Source organism: Pedobacter miscanthi (assembly GCF_032678605.1).
GTDB classification, from domain to species: Bacteria; Bacteroidota; Bacteroidia; order Sphingobacteriales; family Sphingobacteriaceae; genus Pedobacter; species Pedobacter miscanthi_A.
The window spans coordinates 205,255-224,481 of the sequence record NZ_JAVTSU010000003.1 but is presented as its reverse complement, the minus strand read 5'-3'; the positions used below and the strand labels follow the sequence as shown (position 1 = coordinate 224,481).

At 35.3% G+C, this 19,227-nt stretch carries 17 protein-coding genes; 13 read left to right on the top strand and 4 right to left on the bottom strand.

Annotation, left to right across the window (positions count from 1 at the left end; all coding sequences use genetic code 11):
- Window positions 1-9 precede the first annotated feature (9 nt).
- The 4 genes from R2R28_RS06060 to R2R28_RS06045 all read right to left on the bottom strand — a co-directional run bounded on the left by R2R28_RS06060 (window position 10) and on the right by R2R28_RS06045 (window position 3,903).
- Window positions 10-1,047 carry an MraY family glycosyltransferase gene (locus tag R2R28_RS06060; RefSeq protein ID WP_316824816.1) on the bottom strand — a complete coding sequence of 346 codons (1,038 nt, stop codon included), beginning with the start codon at window positions 1,045-1,047 and terminating at the stop codon, window positions 10-12.
- Window positions 1,048-1,272: 225 nt separating this feature from the next.
- Window positions 1,273-2,013 (bottom strand): glycosyltransferase family 2 protein, encoded by a 741-nt coding sequence (locus R2R28_RS06055; protein ID WP_316824815.1) that lies wholly within the window; start codon window positions 2,011-2,013, stop codon window positions 1,273-1,275.
- A 626-nt stretch (window positions 2,014-2,639) separates the two neighbouring features.
- The gene (locus R2R28_RS06050; RefSeq protein ID WP_316824814.1) at window positions 2,640-3,053 is read right to left on the bottom strand and encodes a hypothetical protein; all 414 of its coding nucleotides are present in this window, start codon (window positions 3,051-3,053) and stop codon (window positions 2,640-2,642) included.
- 427 nt (window positions 3,054-3,480) lie between these two features.
- Window positions 3,481-3,903, bottom strand: a complete 423-nt coding sequence (locus R2R28_RS06045; protein ID WP_316824813.1) for a hypothetical protein — start codon at window positions 3,901-3,903, stop codon at window positions 3,481-3,483.
- 1,442 nt (window positions 3,904-5,345) lie between these two features.
- Here R2R28_RS06045 and R2R28_RS06040 point away from each other — a divergent pair.
- The 13 genes from R2R28_RS06040 to R2R28_RS05980 all read left to right on the top strand — a co-directional run bounded on the left by R2R28_RS06040 (window position 5,346) and on the right by R2R28_RS05980 (window position 19,227).
- On the top strand, window positions 5,346-6,107 hold the full coding sequence (locus R2R28_RS06040) for a polysaccharide biosynthesis/export family protein (protein WP_316824812.1): 762 nt from the start codon (window positions 5,346-5,348) through the stop codon (window positions 6,105-6,107).
- Window positions 6,107-8,509, top strand: coding sequence for a polysaccharide biosynthesis tyrosine autokinase (locus tag R2R28_RS06035; protein ID WP_316824811.1), 2,403 nt, complete (start codon window positions 6,107-6,109; stop codon window positions 8,507-8,509). Before R2R28_RS06040 ends, R2R28_RS06035 begins: the two co-directional genes overlap by 1 nt.
- Window positions 8,510-8,571: 62 nt before the next feature.
- Window positions 8,572-9,075 (top strand): UpxY family transcription antiterminator, encoded by a 504-nt coding sequence (locus R2R28_RS06030; protein WP_316824810.1) that lies wholly within the window; start codon window positions 8,572-8,574, stop codon window positions 9,073-9,075.
- A gap of 167 nt (window positions 9,076-9,242) precedes the next feature.
- On the top strand, window positions 9,243-11,030 hold the full coding sequence (asnB, locus tag R2R28_RS06025) for an asparagine synthase (glutamine-hydrolyzing) (RefSeq protein ID WP_316824809.1): 1,788 nt from the start codon (window positions 9,243-9,245) through the stop codon (window positions 11,028-11,030).
- Window positions 11,020-12,195 (top strand): glycosyltransferase family 4 protein, encoded by a 1,176-nt coding sequence (locus R2R28_RS06020; protein ID WP_316824808.1) that lies wholly within the window; start codon window positions 11,020-11,022, stop codon window positions 12,193-12,195. Before asnB ends, R2R28_RS06020 begins: the two co-directional genes overlap by 11 nt.
- Window positions 12,188-13,042, top strand: coding sequence for an ABC transporter permease (locus R2R28_RS06015; RefSeq protein ID WP_316824807.1), 855 nt, complete (start codon window positions 12,188-12,190; stop codon window positions 13,040-13,042). Before R2R28_RS06020 ends, R2R28_RS06015 begins: the two co-directional genes overlap by 8 nt.
- A 41-nt stretch (window positions 13,043-13,083) precedes the next feature.
- Window positions 13,084-14,358, top strand: a complete 1,275-nt coding sequence (locus R2R28_RS06010; RefSeq protein WP_316824806.1) for a polysaccharide ABC transporter ATP-binding protein — start codon at window positions 13,084-13,086, stop codon at window positions 14,356-14,358.
- A 1-nt stretch (window position 14,359) separates the two neighbouring features.
- Complete coding sequence (locus tag R2R28_RS06005) at window positions 14,360-15,010, top strand: hypothetical protein (protein WP_316824805.1); 651 nt, start codon at window positions 14,360-14,362, stop codon at window positions 15,008-15,010.
- Complete coding sequence (locus R2R28_RS06000; RefSeq protein WP_316824804.1) at window positions 15,007-15,852, top strand: alpha-1,2-fucosyltransferase; 846 nt, start codon at window positions 15,007-15,009, stop codon at window positions 15,850-15,852. The genes R2R28_RS06005 and R2R28_RS06000 overlap by 4 nt, the downstream gene beginning before the upstream one ends.
- A gap of 5 nt (window positions 15,853-15,857) precedes the next feature.
- A complete protein-coding gene (locus tag R2R28_RS05995) occupies window positions 15,858-16,814 on the top strand; it encodes a hypothetical protein (protein ID WP_316824803.1) in 957 nt (318 codons plus the stop codon).
- Window positions 16,815-16,863: 49 nt separating this feature from the next.
- A complete protein-coding gene (locus R2R28_RS05990; protein ID WP_316824802.1) occupies window positions 16,864-17,865 on the top strand; it encodes a glycosyltransferase in 1,002 nt (333 codons plus the stop codon).
- 20 nt (window positions 17,866-17,885) lie between these two features.
- The gene (locus R2R28_RS05985; RefSeq protein WP_316824801.1) at window positions 17,886-18,281 is read left to right on the top strand and encodes a hypothetical protein; all 396 of its coding nucleotides are present in this window, start codon (window positions 17,886-17,888) and stop codon (window positions 18,279-18,281) included.
- A 28-nt stretch (window positions 18,282-18,309) separates the two neighbouring features.
- Entirely contained in the window at window positions 18,310-19,227 is a 918-nt protein-coding gene (locus R2R28_RS05980) for a hypothetical protein (protein ID WP_316824800.1), read from the top strand.

Here is a 19,227-nt window from a genome sequence, read left to right as displayed (position 1 = left end):
AGATGATTGCTATTTCTTTGCGTTTCGCAACAAACTTAGGGTGAGCAGGGCATTAAATAACATACAAATGCAAATAATGATCAGAATTAAAACAAAGTTTCCTAAGTTCTGAAGTAAAATGGTTGCTGCAAGAATAATGATGTTAAATCCTATAGTTGAAATTACAATTAAGCTTGGCCTTAATCCTAGCCGCTCTAAACGATGGTGGATATGGTTGCGGTCACCCCTAAACGGCGATCCTCCCTTTAATATCCTTATGGTAAAAACCCTTAAAGAATCGAATATGGGTACAATCAATATCGAAACAGCAATTGCGGGTGCTGAATAAAAGGCAGGATGGTTTTCGCCGGTAAACTTATTAAGCTCGATAAATTTGATTGCCAGTGCTGCTGAAATAAGCCCGATAATCAGGGCTCCGGTATCGCCCATAAAAATCTTTGCGGGAAACCAATTATATTTCAAAAACCCACCTACAGCTCCTGTCAGTGCAAATGCTATAAACGCATAAGGAATCTCTCCCATTAGCGAAAACAGCACGCCGAAGGTTAAACTGGTAAAAATACCTATTCCTGCGGCCAGGCCATCAATACCATCAATCAGATTAAATGCGTTGTTTAGGAAAATGATCAGGGCAATGGAAAAAAGACCTCCCCAAATGGCTACCATATCCCCGATACCGAGTACACCATACAAACTTGTTAAGCGGAAAGCGCCAAAAAAAACAAGGATAAAGGCCACTACAATTTGCAGCACAAATTTTGTACTGGTATTGGTTCCATACACATCATCTTTTAAACCAAGGGCGGCAAGAATAATACAGGATGCAATTAAAAAATTGGCTTCTTTAAAGTTAATAATCGACGAAAACAGGAGAATACTGATGGTAAAACTTCCCACAATGGCTAAACCACCTAAACGGGAAATATTACGCTTATGGGTTTTTCGGTGCAGGTCGTTTTTATCGAAAAGCCCGTATTTTAAGGAAGTATAAATTACACTTGGGATACTTAATATTACAATAGAAAAGGCCAGTATAAAAATGGCCAAATAAAAATAAATGGGACTTGTATGCAGGATATGCTCAAACAAAATTTTCGGGACTTAGAAGCAAAGATAAACATACAAAGATAAAGTAAAAGGTAATACCAAATGTTTAACATGATATTAATCAAATAGAAACATAGGCGAATGAAGTAAACATTCAACTTTATGCCTAAAAAAAAGGCTTATCTATTTTATTAAATACGCTCATACAAGCATCTTCTTGGAAGATTAAAACTGACCAAGTTTACTGAGTTTCTTTCTTACCAAAACAAAAAGAGGATTTGGCACTTTGTTCCTTTTTAATGCTTTGTAATCATTAATGAAGGCATAGTATCTACTTTTTAGCGACTGATTGCTTACTCCTCCTACCCGCATCTTCACCATTAATAGCGGCATGTACATGGTTTTTATTTTATGGGTATAAAAATAACGCAATATCAATTCGTAATCGGCAGCGGTCCCTAAATCGAGGGCATAATTCCCATATTCTTCAAACAAAGTACGCTTTAAATATAAAGTGGGATGGGCAGGCATCCAGCCTTTTTCCATATCTTCTGGAATTGCCGGTTTGGATCTCCATTTCCTGACTATTTTATCTGAAGTTGCATGGATATAATCCAAATTGCCATACAAGCCATTTATTGCAGGATTAGCCATAAAAACTTCTGCCACAGAAGATAACACATCAATGGTTGCAAACTTATCATCTGCATTTAAAATTCCGATGATATCACCTGTAGCTTGCTGAATGCCTTTATTTATCGCATCGTAAAGACCCTGATCTTTTTCTGAAATCAAATAATCAATATGCGATTGGTTCTGCTGAATGATGTTCAGTGTTTTATCTGTCGATGCTCCATCAATCACCAAATACTCAACATTTGGATACGTTTGGGCAATTACTGAATTAAAACAGTCTTGCAAAAATTTTTCTCCATTGTAAACAACGGTGATAAGGGATATTTTCATATGTACCAAATGGGATTCTTTGGCTTACTAGTTGGGATGAAGGCAAAAAATTATGCTAAAGATAAGAAATAGCCTAATGTTAATTCGATCAAAAAGTAATTATAGTTTATTTCTTCTTCTGATTACGAATATGCCGAGGAAGCTTGCCGCGGCGGCAAGGGGTAAGGAGTAATCGTCCAGGTTGCATTCTAGGGTTGTTGTATAATTAACTAATTCCCCATCGCCAAGACAATCATTACAAACCCCTAACACAATTGGAATTCCGGTGGGGTGCCCATATATACAGGAACCTATAACAGTATAGCTATTAACCCAACTTGTTGAACAAGAAACATCCGTAAATAAAGGATTAGAGGCTTCATAAATATTAGCACCAATTCCGATTGTTAATCCAGAACTTATTTTAACGCCTAATAAATAGGTTGTATAACTTGTGTAAATCGAATTTCCTCCCGGCACTTTACAACCTACTGCGGCATTGGAAATACCACTATAACATACAAATAGCAGTACAATCACAAAACCGCATATACATCTCATAACGAAAGGAATTGATATAATTGTAAAATTATAGCAAGACCAGGCTAGAAACTACATTCGTTTTGTTCAAGTCATGTATACAATTATTAAACTATAGAAGAAAGGATTAAAACATTCTTCATTTTAAATACGCCTATTATTGAAAAAACAACCAGGAGAATCAAAGCTCCACTATCAATCGGGCAGTCATTTAAGGATGGATCATAGGAATTTAAGCTACCCGGAGTATATGTTGATGGCCCAGTTTTCACTTTACATGACCCTAAAGATGTTGTATTAACACTATTTCGAGGAACTCCACAAGCCTGTTCCATATTATTTACAAGATGAACAGGATTTGAAGTGCTGTATACAGGAATTCCGATACAGCCTGGACAATCTCTATAAATTTCCGCTGTAAGATCAGGATAAATGTTGTCACCGAGATTGCAACCTACATCCGCTGATGAGCTGGAAATTTTCAAAAAAAACAGGGCTAAAACTAAAAATAAAACTTTCATGAATAAGACGACTTTCTATGTAGTTTAAAAACTACAATATTTGCAAATATTGCAAATAAATAAATTAGATACGAGTCTGTTTATTCCTTGGATTTCAAAAAAGACAATCAAAAAACAAAAAGAAGATGCATTAGTAAATATTATTTGATAAAAAACATTCACCAAGCTCTCTAAAGCCTATTTCGCCAGGGTTTCGATTTAAAATTAGGCCTGTTGAAGCATTGATAATTATCATGAACAAAATGAACATCAAATTGTCAAAAGATAGGTGATTAAGTGCATTAACACCAATTTACGTTTACCACCCTTAAATTTCCAGGTAAAAATACATGCGCAGCCTGGCTAGCTCTGTTACAATACCTGAGGCAATTTTTGAAATGTCTATTGAGTTTTTTAGACAGATTAAGTTGTACAAAAATACACCCTTTTACCCTACAAAATTATGCACCTTAATAAGCGATTTGTTATTAAGCTGGTAATGGTATCTAAGTACAAATACTCCCATAAAGGCTGAAAAAAATAAAAGAAATATTTCATGGCTATCTAGCGGCAAACCACAAGGAGCCATAAAAGTTTCAGAAATTGAATAAATCTGTCCTGTTTTGGTTGAACCATTTAATGTACAAGGTCCTAGCGAGGCACCAGAGGTTGCAAGATAAGTATGTGGACCACACACCCCTTCCCACCATACAAAATTATTTCCGTTCCCTGTATAAAACTGTGTACTTGTTTCGGGATTGTTAAAAACCTTATTATAAGTATCGAAATTTAACACCAGGCACCCTGTTGCAGCAGAAGCACCGATAGAAATGGATAGTGAAATAAAAAGCAAGAATAGAATTTTTAACATCTCCCGGAAAATTTGCTACAAAGATTATAAAAAGCATCATAGAAATACCAAAATGCAAACGAAATCATACAAAAAAGATAATTTTGCTTATTATTAATGAGTAGTTATGCTTTGTTAAAAGCTTTCGGCTCCAAATAATTTATAAGCAACCAGAGACTGAGTTAAGAACTAAAAGAATTTTGTTTTGTACTTTTTTGGATCCGATAAATAGCCAAAAACCCGGTTGCGCATAACATTAGCGGCATATAATCATCAATAGGGCAGTCTGTTGGGGTGTAAGTATATTCAGCTCCAGCCCTGTAATCACCTGATAAGAAAACATAACAAGTTGCCCCAGGGCTGCTAAAGCTACCAACTCTGGGGCAGCTAGAAGATGTGTTTAGTGGGAATGAATTCGTATAAACATTGCCTCCACTGTGATCGGTACCTGTGTCTGTAATGTAAAATCCAGGTCCATAAGTACCTCCTATGTAACAACCAGGACCATCAGCAAAACAGAAAAAAAAATTACTGCATAGCATCACAGTAAAGAGATAAGTCTTATACTTATTAAACATACTTAGGGACGACGGCGGGATAATTCCGTTTGACAAATTTACCTCGTATAGATCAAAAACCTCCTGTAAACCACCCCAAGGAGGTGCATTAATTGCGTTTTATCAACTACAATTTTATAACATCAGGTATTATTTATACTTACAGGGACTAAACTGAACTATATTCAATTTAGTAAATGGTAACACGAAATCTAATTATTTGTGATTGATATTAACTTATTTTCTTTGATGTACAGAATATCGTCTTAAATGATAAACCGAATAAATAACCGGAACTAAACCAAACAAAAAAATGTAATCATCGATTGGTAAGGTGAAATAACTGAATGTTCTTTGACCAAATACCCCACCATCAAAATTATTTACATAATAATGAGAGTTGTCTCCACAAGTAATCAAAACAACCCCATCATAAATGCATCCACCACTTAAAGTACAGGGCGAGATTCCAGCAATATTATTGCCGGGACAAGTATATGTTTGACTCAAGGCAGATTTTCTCGACGAGGCAAAGATAAAAAAGAATAAAATGAATAATTTAAATGTCCGCATAGTGTATAATGTTTCATCAAATACAACCTTGAGTTGTAAACATGATACTTGACAATTTTTGATAAAATCAAAAAATCGTCGTAACCATGTATTCCTACATTATAAGCGGGATAGTATATGAATATAAGCATTTAATACTTAACTTAATAAGCTTAACGATGGCTCAATACCAGATCAAGCTTAAAAATCATTTTCCCATTAATTTTTTTTTAAGCATCTTTAACCCATATTTTGCGTGTATTGCCCATTAGCAGTCACTGTACATCCCGATTCTTGATTATGATCCCAACAAAAGCAATTATTAAATTTCTTTGTATCCTATCTGTTTGCGCAATGTTTTTAAGTTGTGCCTCACGGAAAGAACACAGTTTGTTTAATGCGCCTAGTGATATTGTTACCGATACCATTAAACAGGTATATGTGGTAAATGATCAGGGTATTAGTGATGCTTATTATAAAATAAAGGTGAATGATCAGCTGGCCATCCGGAACTTACAAAATAAAGAATTTGGTGCTACGGCAGTTGCCAGCAGCGGCACAAGTGTTAATCAAACAGCAGGTGGAACCATCAATAATACCCTTTCATATTTAGTGGACATAGATGGTAAAGTAAATTTGCCGGCGATTGGAAAAGTTGAAGTATTAGGCCTGAGCAGAAGAGATGCTGCAATAAAAATACAGGATTTATACGCCAAACAATTGCTTCGCGATCCGATTATAGAACTTAGTGTGGTAAATTTAAAGGTTACTTTATTAGGCGAATTTGGCAGGCAGGGCAATTTTTTATTGGAAAGGGAGAATACTACCCTTATTGATATTATTGGTGAAGCGGGGGGCATAAACAAAACCGCCGATCCTAAAACGCTTAAAATTATCCGTGGTGATAGAAGCCATCCTGAAATTATTTATGTTAACCTGAATGATATCAATAGTTTGGCAAGTAAAAAACTTGTTCTTCAGAATAACGACATCATTGTACTTCAGCAAACCAAAAGTGCTGCGCTTAGCGAAAAATTAACGAGCGTAAATAATATTGTACAACCCTTTCTTGTTGTAGTCAATTTGGCTGTATTAATCTTTACCCTCACGCGCTAATGGATAACACAATAACGACAGAGCACAAGAAGTTAGCCAGCCAAACCATCAATTACTGGAAAATTGCCTTAATTTTCCTGAGCAGATGGTATTGGGTTGCCGCAACGGTACTGATTAGTTTTATACTAGCCTGGTTGTATGTACGTAGCATTACCCCTATCTACATTACTTCCGCTTCGCTAAAGTTAGATGGCGATCAGCAGCAACAAATGGCTTCGCTGCCAGGTTCGCAGATGAACTATCGTCCTTTTAATCAAAATCAGATACAAACTGAAGGGATCATTATGCGATCTGAAGATGTAATTCTAAATGCCTTAAAAAATCTTGATTATAAAATCAGTTACTATTTAGAAGGAAGGGTGCGCGTAACTGAACTTTATCCGAAACAACCTTTCCAGGTTGATATTTTAACACAGGATTCGGTTAATTTCAGCAGGGCAACCTATTCAGTTAAACCGATTGATAGCAAAACCTTTGAGTTATCCAGCAGTGACGACAACAAGAACCCGAAAAAGTACCGTTATGGCCAAGCAATTAATGCTGGCAATATGGTGTTCACTGTAAAAACAGAAGTCCCACCTGCGGGCAATTACAGTTTCAAATTTAACGGAACCAGGGATTTATATGGAAGGGCTGCAGGAGGATTAAATGTATTTGAACAGGAAAAAAACACCAATATTATGGGCGTTACCCATACCGATAGCAATCCTGTTTTCTCCGCTAATATACTCAATGAAATTATTAAACAATATGTAAAAAATGATGCAACGCTAAAAAAAAGATCAGCTAAGCAAACCATAGATTATTTAGATAGTCAGATTGCTTTTCTTGACGCACAGGTAAATAAATCGGGCAATAAACTTTCTAGTTTTCAAAGCAGCAATAAACTCATTGATCCTAATAGTGACCGCCAAATAGGCACTTCGAAATTGGGTAATCTGCAAAACCAGATTGCGGAACTACAATTACAGGAGCTTGGTATCCAACAACTGGAAAGTCAGGTTAAAAACAATAAAGACCGGATTCAATTTAATCTCAACCTGGAGGGTACCAATAGTACACTTTTAACGGGTTTAATTACGCAACTAAACTCCCTTATTTTAAGCAGAGAGAATAAACTCCAAAATTTTAATGCCGACGCGCAGCCTATACAGGATATAAACAGGCAGATCAATGAAGTTAAACAAGCCATTGTAACCAATATCCGCTTATTGCACGAGCGCAACCAAAAAACCATTAGTTATATTAATAACCAGATTGGTCAGGCCAATCAGGAACTCGGAAGCATACCGGCTAAACAAAATGATTTCGCCAAGTTACAGAGCAATTTCGATATTAATCAACGCATGTTCTCGATGTTGTTTGAAAGAAAACTTTCAGCACAGATCAGCTCCGCGGCAGTAATATCCGGCGCTACCATAATTAGCGTGGCACAGCCTTCCTTCTACCCTATTTCTCCGGTTCCAAAAAAGATTTATTCTTCATACCTGTTTATGGGTTTATTTTCTGGTTTAGGATTAATTTTATTGGTTAGAATATTAAATCCTTATTTATATGATATCGAAACCATCGAGGGTTTAACCGCAACGCCAATTATTGGGGTTATTTTAAAATATCCTAAAAAAGTAGAACCGGGAGAAAGTGTTTTATCGATAGAGCGCCCAAAATCCATATTTGCCGAATCGGTCAGGTCAGTAAGAACCAATCTGAGTTTTATGGCCAGCGATCAGGATACCAAGGTAATCTGCATTACTTCTGAAGTTTCGGGCGAAGGAAAATCCTTTGTGAGTTTAAACCTTGCTGGTACACTTTCTATTATTGAGAAAAAGGTAATCATTATCGCCGCCGATTTGCGAAAATCCAGGCTTCACCATGCTTTCGGTTCTGATAACCGCATTGGTTTGAGTACTTATTTATCCAAACAGGTCGGCTTATCCGACATTATCTTTACCGATGAGAAACACCATATCGATTACATCACTTCAGGGCCGGTACCGCCAAATCCGTCGGAGCTTTTACACCACAAAGCCATGGAAACGCTCATCGAAAAATTGCGGGAAACCTATGAGTATATCATTATAGATACAGCTCCTGTTGGATTGGTATCAGATTCAATCCCGCTGATTAGAAAAGCAGATGTTAACCTTTTCATTATCCGTTCGGGTGTTTCGAAATTCAGGGCTGCAACCATCCCTGATCGTTTATCAAAAGAATACGGGCTTAACAACATTGCCATTATATTAAATTCATTTGGTGATGAAAAATTACATGCCAATATCTACACCACTAATTACGCCCATAGCAATACCGGAACTTATTATTATTCGAATTATACCGGCTATGGAAAAAGCGGTTATTACGATGATGAGAAGAGCTGGTGGGAGTTTTGGAAAAGGAAATAAATGGAAAAGGTAAGAAGGATGACGGGAGATGGAAAAGCAATTCAGTTTAGAGATTAAGCCTTATGATTGATCAAAATTACAGGTGGTATCCGGTTTATACGCGGTCGAGGGCAGAAAAAAAAGCCCACGAAGAATTAGACAGAAAAGGGATTTTAAGTTATTTACCTCTAAAAAAGACAGTTAAACAATGGAGCGACCGTAAAAAAATCGTCGAGGAGCCCTTGATTAAATCCTATCTCTTTGCGTATATTTCGGCTAAAGAATATGCAGAAGTTTTAATGACCAATGGTGTTGCCAGGTTTATTTATTTCTCCAGTCAAATCGCCTCTATCCCTGACCAACAAATTAATGATCTTAAACTCTTACTGGCTACTGATGCCGATCTTGAGCTTATTGATTATGATATTAAACCAGGAGAAAGGGTATTGATTAAGGCCGGGCCTTTTAAAGGAATAATTGCTGAACTGGTTTCGGCACAAAACAAACAGCGTATTATTTTACGTTTACAAAATATGGGGTATTCGATTAACATCAATACATCAATTGCTTTTGTAGAGCCATTATAGGGATACGAAAAGAGATTAATGCTCAATAAAAAGCTGATACTTTTGGATCAGCTTTATTCATAAAAAAATATAATCGGTTCATTTTGAAAAACAAAATGTGACTGAAAGGGCGAAGCTGTATCCAGCGCAGCTCAAATGGTTCAAATTCTGTCAAAGTTTAAATATTTATGTGCCGTATAGCTGGCATTATCAACAGCAAAAATTCATCAGAAAAAACTACTCAACAGGTGAAAGCCATGTGTGATAGTATGCAGCATGGTGGGCCTGATGATTATGGTATTTATAGTGATGAAAACGCATCTGTATGTTTCGGTAACCGCAGATTAGCCATTTTAGATCTTAGCAGCAACGGTCACCAGCCTATGGTAAACCATAAGGAGGACATTGTAATTACCTATAATGGAGAGATTTACAACTATCAGAAAATCAGAATCGAATTAATCAATTTAGGTTATATATTCAAAACACAAACCGATACAGAAGTAATACTTTATGCTTATCAACATTGGGGAGAAACTGCTTTCGAAAAACTGGATGGAATTTTTGCCTTTTCTATTTACGACAAACGACAACAATGTGTATACCTCGTTCGCGACCAGAATGGAATAAAGCCGCTCTACTACCATTTTGATAACCACACTTTAACCTTTGCTTCCGAAGTAAAAGCATTTAAATATGCCGAAATCTCTCAAGAAAATGAAAATTGGCGGATTTATTACCTCGCATTCGGTCATATTCCTGAACCTTACACCACATTAAAAAATGTTTGCAGTTTAGGCAAAGGCTGTTTTCTCAAATACAATATTAGAAGCACGGAACATTTTATTCAATCTTATCATGAATTTGAAAGTACGTCTTATATCAGAAATGAGGCCTATGCCATCGAACGTATTCGTGAACAATTGGGTAACTCCATCAAGCAGCAGATGATTTCTGATGTAGAAATAGGTGTTCTGTTTAGTGGCGGTCTTGACTCTAGTATTATTACCATTTTAGCCAATCAATACAATAACAAACGGCTGTCTTTCATTTCAGCCAACTTTAACGAGATAGATTTTTCCGAAAAAAAACAACGCAGCAGCCTGCTCAAAAAAATAGATGGCCGCAAAATAGAGCAACTGATCACCTACCGCGATTTTGTACATAACTTCGATACGGTTTTAGCCAGCATGGATCAGCCTACAAATGATGGTATTAATACCTGGTTTGTATGTAAAGCGGCAAAAGAGCAGGGAATAAAAGTTGTGTTATCAGGTTTAGGGGCCGATGAACTCTTTGGTGGATATCCTTCTTTTGACAGGATCCATAAGATTCAGAATTTAAACTGGCTAAGTAAAAGTGTGTTACGAAGCATGCGTTTTTCTAATAACACCAAATTTAAGCGTTTATATTACCTCAGCTTAAATTCTCCCATTGGTGAGTATTTATGTTTAAGGGGCGTTTATTCTCCAGATGTAATAGCAGAGTTGTTGGATATCGATATGAGAACCGTGATCGATTGCCTCGAAGAAATTCCCCTGCAGCCCGGCATCAAAAAAACCAGTAACGAAACGCGGGCAAGCTGGTTCGAGTTTAACATGTACATGCAGAACCAGTTATTAAAAGATACTGATTTTATGAGCATGAGCCATGGTGTTGAAGTAAGGGTACCCTTTCTCGATCGCAATTTTGTTGACCTGGTGCTTTCTATCTCGACAGAGATCAAATTCAGCTATGAACAAAAAAAGAAACTGCTGGTAGAAGCTTATAAGGAAGATTTGCCTGTTGAAACATGGAAAAGATCAAAAATGGGGTTCACTTTCCCTTTTCAGGAGTGGATGAGAAAAAACAGCGATATTGCAGATCCATCACGCTACCATAATAAACGGGCAAAATCGCTCATCAAGAGTTTTGGAGCAAACAAACTGCACTGGAGCTCAGCCTTGGCGTTATACCGAACTTACCATGCCAGTTAAAGTATTATTTTTAACGCTTAAAACTTTTAGTTTAACCGGTGGCATTGAAAAAGTATGCCGAAGTTTATCACGTGTTTTATACGATCTGAGCGAAGAAGAAATTGTTCAATCTACCGTATATTCCATGTATGATAAAAATACCGACCGCGATTCCAGATACCTGAGTAAACAACAATTTCAGGGTTTCGGAGGGAAAAAAGAGCGGTTTGTAGTTCACTCTTTTTTAAGCGGGTTAAAGGCCGACGTTATTTTGCTAAGCCATATCCATTTAATCAATATTGTATATTTCATTAAAAAAATACATCCGAATAAAAAAATATATCTGCTGGCACACGGAATTGAGATCTGGAAAAAATTATCGGATTCTAAGCTCAAGATTTTAAACCAATTGGATAAAATAATTTGCGTCAGCCATTTTACTGCACAAAAAATAATGGATATGCACCATATTCCAGCTGATAAAATTGAAGTATTGAATAATTGCCTAGACCCATTTTATTACCTCTCTACACAGTTTGAAAAACCGAAGGAATTATTGAATAGGTACAGTTTAAATGATGAAAATATCATTCTGTTTTCATTATCACGCTTATCTTCTTCTGAAAAATACAAAGGATACGACCATACCATTGAGCTTTTACCTAAACTTTTAGAAAAATACCCAACATTAGTTTATTTATTGGGCGGCAAGTGGGATGCTATTGAAAAGAAAAGACTGGATGAACTGATCATTAAAAACAAGCTCCAGGATCACATCAGGATGGTCGGTTTTATCGATGAAACAGAAATTACCGAACACTTTTTACTGTCTGATATTTTTATCCTACCAAGCAAAAAGGAAGGTTTTGGGATTGTATTTATAGAGGCGCTGGCCAGCGGGCTCAGGGTAATTGCGGGTAATAAAGATGGCAGTGTAGATGCACTTCAAGGAGGAGCGCTGGGTGTACTCGTCGATCCTGACGATCAGGATGGCATCCAAACCAGTATCTGCAATTTATTAAAACATACGCAAACCGAAAGTGAGAAAAAAAACCTCCAGGAAAAATGCATGCAGGTATTTGGTTATGCTACATATCTGCAATCGGTAAAAAACTTGCTTTTAGATGGTGTGATTAATCATAACGAAACAATTGTACAAATGAACAAACCAAGCATTTATGGTTAAAGAAGAGCAACAGTGGACCATTGAGGCAAAATCTTCTTTGCTCGATCTAAAACTGAATGAGGTTTGGGCCTACCGGGATTTGTTGGTTTTATTGGTGAGAAGAGATTTCGTTTCTTTTTATAAACAGACTATTTTAGGCCCACTCTGGTTTTTTATCCAACCTTTATTTACCACCATTATCTTCACATTTATATTTGGCAATTTGGCAGGGATCTCTACTGATGGCTTGCCGAAACCCTTATTTTATATGGCAGGCATCACCGCCTGGAATTACTTTGCCGATTGTTTGACAAAAACATCTTCTGTTTTTAAAGATAATGCAGGTATTTTTGGCAAGGTATACTTTCCAAGGTTAATTATGCCATTGAGTATTGTCGTGAGCAATCTCGTACGCTTTGCTGTACAAATGGTTTTGTTTATCATTTTAATGGCTTACTATTATTTTGCTGGCGCCAATTTTAACATCAGCTGGGCAATTTGCCTGTTTCCTGTTATTGTAATCTTAATGGCTTTATTGGGCTTAGGGGCAGGCATGATCATTTCTGCCATGACTACAAAATATAGGGATCTGGCTTTTTTGATCAGTTTTGGTGTGCAACTGCTCATGTATGCCACCACTGTAATTTATCCCCTATCAGAAGCTGTAAAAAAATACCCAGCCTACGCCTGGATAATCGAATACAATCCAATGACTCCTATTATCGAAACCTTTAGATACGGCTTTTTAGGAGAAGGAAGTTTTAACTGGTTTAGTTTAGGTTATGCAACGATGATTACATTAATCCTACTGATCATTGGTACTGTAATTTTTAATAAAGTAGAACGGAATTTTGTTGATACAGTTTAGATTGATAATGGAAAATGTGAGATGGATAATGGAATATAAGTATGTCAAAAAACATTGCTATTAAAGTAGAAAATTTAAGCAAAGCTTATCAGCTAGGACAGATTGGAACCGGAACCATCAGTCGCGATTTAGAGCGTTGGTACGCACGGATTCGAGGTAAAGAAGATCCCTTCTTACGCATAGGTGAAAGCAATGATCAAAATACCAAAAGCACAAGCGATGTGGTATGGAGTTTAAAAGACATTAATTTTGAAATTGAGCAAGGCGATGCAGTAGGTATTATTGGCAGAAATGGTGCTGGGAAAAGCACTTTGCTTAAAATACTGAGCAAGGTTACCGCTCCTACTACCGGTAAGATTTCTGGTCGTGGTCGCATTGCAAGTTTATTAGAAGTAGGCACTGGTTTCCACCCAGAGCTGAGCGGTCGTGAGAACATTTTTTTAAATGGTGCTATTTTGGGCATGCGCAAGAAAGAAATCCAGCGAAAATTGGATGAGATTGTTGATTTTGCAGGGATAGAGCGGTATTTAGATACGCCGGTAAAAAGATATAGCAGCGGCATGTATGTACGATTAGCCTTTGCCGTAGCTGCGCATTTAGAAAGCGAAATATTAATTGTAGATGAGGTACTGGCAGTGGGCGATGCGGAGTTTCAAAAAAAATGTTTGGGCAAGATGGGTGAAGTGAGTAAAGGTGAAGGTAGGACAGTGTTGTTTGTGAGCCATAATATGGGTGCGGTAAAACAACTCTGCAATAGTGGGATAGTACTTAAAAATGGACTAATGAACTACCAATCTGGTACTATTTCTGAAGTCATTAACAAATACCTTGCTTCAGAAGACAAAGAATTGTCAAACATCCTCAATATAGATGACAAAAGATATAAAAATCAATATTTTACCCCTCTGATGATGCATACTACGAAAACTTCGTATAGTTTAAAAGAAGAGATTAAAATTTCAATTTTGGGAGAGGTTTTAGAACCTAACAGTTCGTTACAAATAGGATTTGCATTATATGATGGAGAAGGTCATAAATTATTATGGTCATTTCATACTGACACAATAACTCAAAATAATTTTTCATCAGGTAAAATTGAACTCACCACATCCATTATTCCTTATTTATTAAACGAGGGGAAATATTATATTTCTCTGGGAGTGGCAATATTTAACCAGTTTTGGATAATAGATCCTGATAACAACAACGATAGAATTTTTTTTGAAATTAACGGGGGTTTTGATTTTTCAAATTTTTGGACAGAAAAGAGACCAGGAATTCTCGCAAACAAATTTAACTGGAAATTAGAAAACTAAAATGGGATCAATAACAATGGGGCCCGATAAAAGGCTTGTAGAATTTATTAAAAACAAATACGGCATTCAAAACTTTATAGAAACCGGCACATACTATGGCGGCACTACAGAATGGGCTTCGACGTTATTTAAGGATGTACATTCAATTGAACTTTCTGAATATTGGTATAACCATACACGCAATAGGCTTATTGATAGAAAAAACATTAAACTATATTTCGGTGATACAAGAGAATTTCTTCCAAAAATACTGTCTGTTGTTGATAGTGCAATATTATGGCTCGATGCTCATTGGTGTGCCGACAATTCGTCAGGCGAAGATGATCAATGCCCACTAATGCAGGAACTAGAAATTATAAACGAGCACACAAAAAATTTTTTTATACTAATTGATGATGCCAGGTTATTTTTGGCTCCACCACCAGAGCCAAACCATATCAAATTCTATCCCGACTTGCTTTCATTAATTGATATTTTAAGATTGAAAAACAGACATGTCTATGTTTATAATGATATAATTATTGCAATACCCATAATTGCAAAGGATGAGTTTGATTTGTTTCTTCAGGGATTGGCTTCACAAAATCAGCTTAGCCCTCTAAAATCAACTCTATATCATAGAATCAAAAATAAACTTACTAAACTTAAATGATTGCGGTTATATTAGAAGGTCGCCTGGGCAATCAATTATTCCAATATGCTTTCGCCTACGCAACTTCTAAAAAACTAAAAACAAATTTCTATTTAGACAAAAGTATACAACCCATATTATTAACAAAATATTTTGTTCTTTATAATAGATTTAACCTACTCGACCAATACGTTTTCAGTATTAGCGGCTTTAAGAACTTCTTCACTTACTATTTAAGAATCTATTTTTATTATTTAATTAGAAGAATTTATAACTTAAAGGATATAGAATTTTCTGACACTATAATGCCAAAAATTCAACTGAATAAAATCTCACGTCAAAGTATTTTTAAAGGTTTCTTCCAGTCAGAAGAATATTTTGAAGCATATAAAGCAGAGATTTTAGAAAAATTAAGATTGAAAAAAAAATACATTGATCTTTTTGAGGAAATATATTTTAAGTTAGAGATTTCATCAAAGGTAGTTGTAATTCACTTGAGAAGAGGTGATTATTTAAGCCTAGACATCCATCTTCCAGGTAGGTACTATCACAATGCAATTTCTTTAATTCACAATAGTGAAAATTTTTACATCATAATTTCCGATGATCCCGAATTTGCAAAAATTGAATTTAATTATCTTCCAAACAAATACATTTCAAGCCATTCGGAAATAATAGATTTACAATTTTTGATACATGCCGATATTTGTATTTTATCGAATAGCTCATTTAGTTGGTGGGGAGCATATTTAAATAAAAAAAAACCAAAAGTGATTGCACCAAGATACTGGCTTGGTTTAAAAGAAAAGAAAGAGTGCCCCATGGGTGTAATTTTAGATAATTGGGACTTAATTGCCACATAAGCAAAATGAGTTACGCACCTATAGTATTATTCATATATAACAGGCCCAGGCATACTCAATTAACACTAATTGCACTTGCATCGAATGAGCTTGCAAAACGATCTGATTTATACATTTACGCGGATGGGCCAAAACCAAAAGCTGGTGCCGCCGATCAAGAAAAAATAAGTGCTGTAAGATTATTAGCAGCAAATGCAAAAGGATTTAAATCGGTTACGGTTTTCGAGAGAGAAACCAATTTAGGTTTAGCAAATTCTATTTTTTCTGGTGTAACTGAAATTATTTCAATAAAAGGAAAAGCAATAATTTTAGAAGATGACCTGATTACCAGCCCCTATTTTTTAGAATACATGAATGAAGGGTTAGCTCTTTTTGAAGCCGACAAACAAGTGGGTTCAATTAATGCCCATGCAGAATTATTTTTAAAGTCGCATAAATTTCCTGAATATTTTTTGTTAGATGGTGCTGACTGTTGGGGTTGGGCTACATGGAAAGATAGGTGGGAAGGATTTACACTAGATCCGAAGTTAATAAAAGACGAACTATTTAAAACTAACAAACTAAAAGAATTTGAATACGGCCCACATTTAAATCTACTGAATTTGCAAATAGCAAAAAAAATCGATACATGGGATGTACAATGGCATGGCTTTAATGTCTTAAAACATAGGAAAGGGATTTTTCCAAAGTACAGTTTTATCGAAAATATCGGACTTGATGGGTCAGGAACTCATGGTGATATGACTAATAAAGTTTTCGAAGTTGATTCTGATGCGCTAAATCAATACAAATTCAAGTTAACTGATTGGAATAAGCATAAAGCTGAAAAGGAGTTAATTTGGGCGCAAAAAAAATATAAAAAAATTTACAAAAAAAAGCACGTCTCTTCCCTATCGAAAAAGCTAATGAACTTAGCAACTAATAAATTAAGGAAATTAATAAAAATGATCAGGAAGTTATAAATAATCAATACTGGAATCAGTAACGCAATTTTCACAATCAAAAGTAATAATGAAAACCATTTCAGTAATTATTCCAACTTATAACAGATCTAACCTAATATCCATTACTTTAGAAAGCTTTGCACGACAAAACTATCCCAATGAATGTTTTGAAATTATTGTAATGAACAACAATTCGACTGATAATACAGCAAGAATTGTTAAAGAGCTGATGGTAAAATACCCCATTATAAAATATTACGAAGAGCCAAGGCAAGGTGTTCATTATGCTCGTAACTCGGCTGTAAAATATGCAAAAAGCGAAATATTATATTACACTGATGATGATATGATTGCCGATCCGGAGTTATTAGCAACTTTGGTTAAAACTTTCGATTTAGATCCTAACATTGCTGTAGTTGGTGGCAAGGTTTTACCCAACTGGGAAGTTCCTCCTCCCGAATGGGTTTTAAAATACTGCGTCAATACTTTTCTTAGCTTAAATCCTGACGATACTGACTTAATAATTTCAGATAAAATGATTAATGTTTTTAGCTGTCATGAAGCAATAAAAAGAGAAGCATTTTTAAAATCTGGAGGGTTTAATCCAGAAAATACTAAAGGAACATGGATTGGAGATGGCGAAACAGGTTTATCAATAAAGATTTTGAAATTAGGCTATAAACAGGCTTATAATGGCTCGTCCATTATTTATCATATCATACCTAAAAGCAGAATGACACAATCATACCTAAATAAGCGTTTGGCAAATCATGGTAATTGCGATAGCTACACAATTTACAAAGCTACCAATGGTATGAAAAAATCAGAACTATTAAAAAACATTGCCAGAAATGCTAAAAACTTAATCAATAAATGTTTAGCTACGGTATGGTACATGTTAAACTTTAGGGATAAATGGAGGCTGAGCTTAGCACAGTCTTTTTATCATCGAAACCGAATTCTTTATGATATTAAACTTTTTTATAGTCCAGGTTTGAGAAAATTAGTTTTGAAAAATAATTGGTTTGATAATGATTTAAATAATAATTGCCAATCAACTAAACTTTAATTTCATCTCCACAATAATATATGATAGAAAGAATACTTCACAAAAACCAAATCCTGGCTATTATAATAAGATCAAACTATCAAAAAGAAGGGATCTCTTTCTTTACTCCGGGAGATTTTTCTCAACAATTAGGCTATATGAATAGACCTAAAGGCTATGTAATTGAGCCACACATACATAATATCATAGAGCGCAAAGTTACTTTAACACAAGAAGTATTATATATAAAATCGGGCAAGGTAGTGGTAAACTTTTACACCGATGAAAAACTGTATCTCGAAAATAGGATTGTTGAAACCGGAGATGTTATTTTATTGGCAGCCGGAGGACATGGCTTTGAAATGATTGAAGACAGTGAAATTATAGAGGTAAAGCAAGGACCTTACTTTGGGGACGAGGATAAGATTAAATTTTAATAACAGAGGCTTTAATAAATAATCATAAATGTTTAAAAATCGCATAAAGTCTTTAGCTAAGTTTTTGGCAACTGCTATTGATGATAATGGCAGCAAAAATCATGAAAATTATATGACTGCGATGGGATCATTATTATCCAATCAGCAGGCTTTAATAAATTCATCTCATTTAAATGATTTTGAATTCAAAATATTCAGTCAGTTTGGTGATGATGGAATTATTCAGTATTTGATTAAGAACGTTAATATCGGTAATAAAATTTTTATCGAATTTGGGGTAGAAGATTTTTTAGAATCCAATACGCGGTTTTTAATGGTAAATAATAATTGGAGCGGTTTGGTAATGGATGGCTCGGAAACATCAATAAATAGGTTAAAAGCTCAAACCTGGTTTTGGAAATATGATCTCCAGTGTAAGGCTGTTTTTATAGAAAAAAATAATATAAATGAAATTTTAGCACATTTTGGATTTGCAAACATTGGTATTCTGCACATTGATTTAGACGGGAATGATTACCATATTCTGGAGGAAATTGAGTTATCTGTACTAAACCCTTCAATTCTCATAATGGAATATAATAGCGTATTCGGCGACGAGCGGAAAATAACGGTTCCTTACAGAAAAGATTTTAGCAGATCTAAAGCACATTATAGCAATCTTTATTGGGGTGCTTCGTTACCCGCAATAGCACATTTGGCCAATACTAAAGGTTATAAATTAGTTGGTTGCAATTTAGCAGGTAATAATGCCTATTTCATAAGAGAAAATTTATTAAATGAAAAAGTAAGGGAAGTATCTTTAAAATCTGCCTACAATAAAAGTCTTTATAGAGAAAGCAGAAATGAAGATGGATCATTATCTTATTTAAGGGAAGACGACAGATTAAATATTATTTCTGGATTAAACATCCTAAATATTGTTAGCAATCAAATAGAAAAACTATAA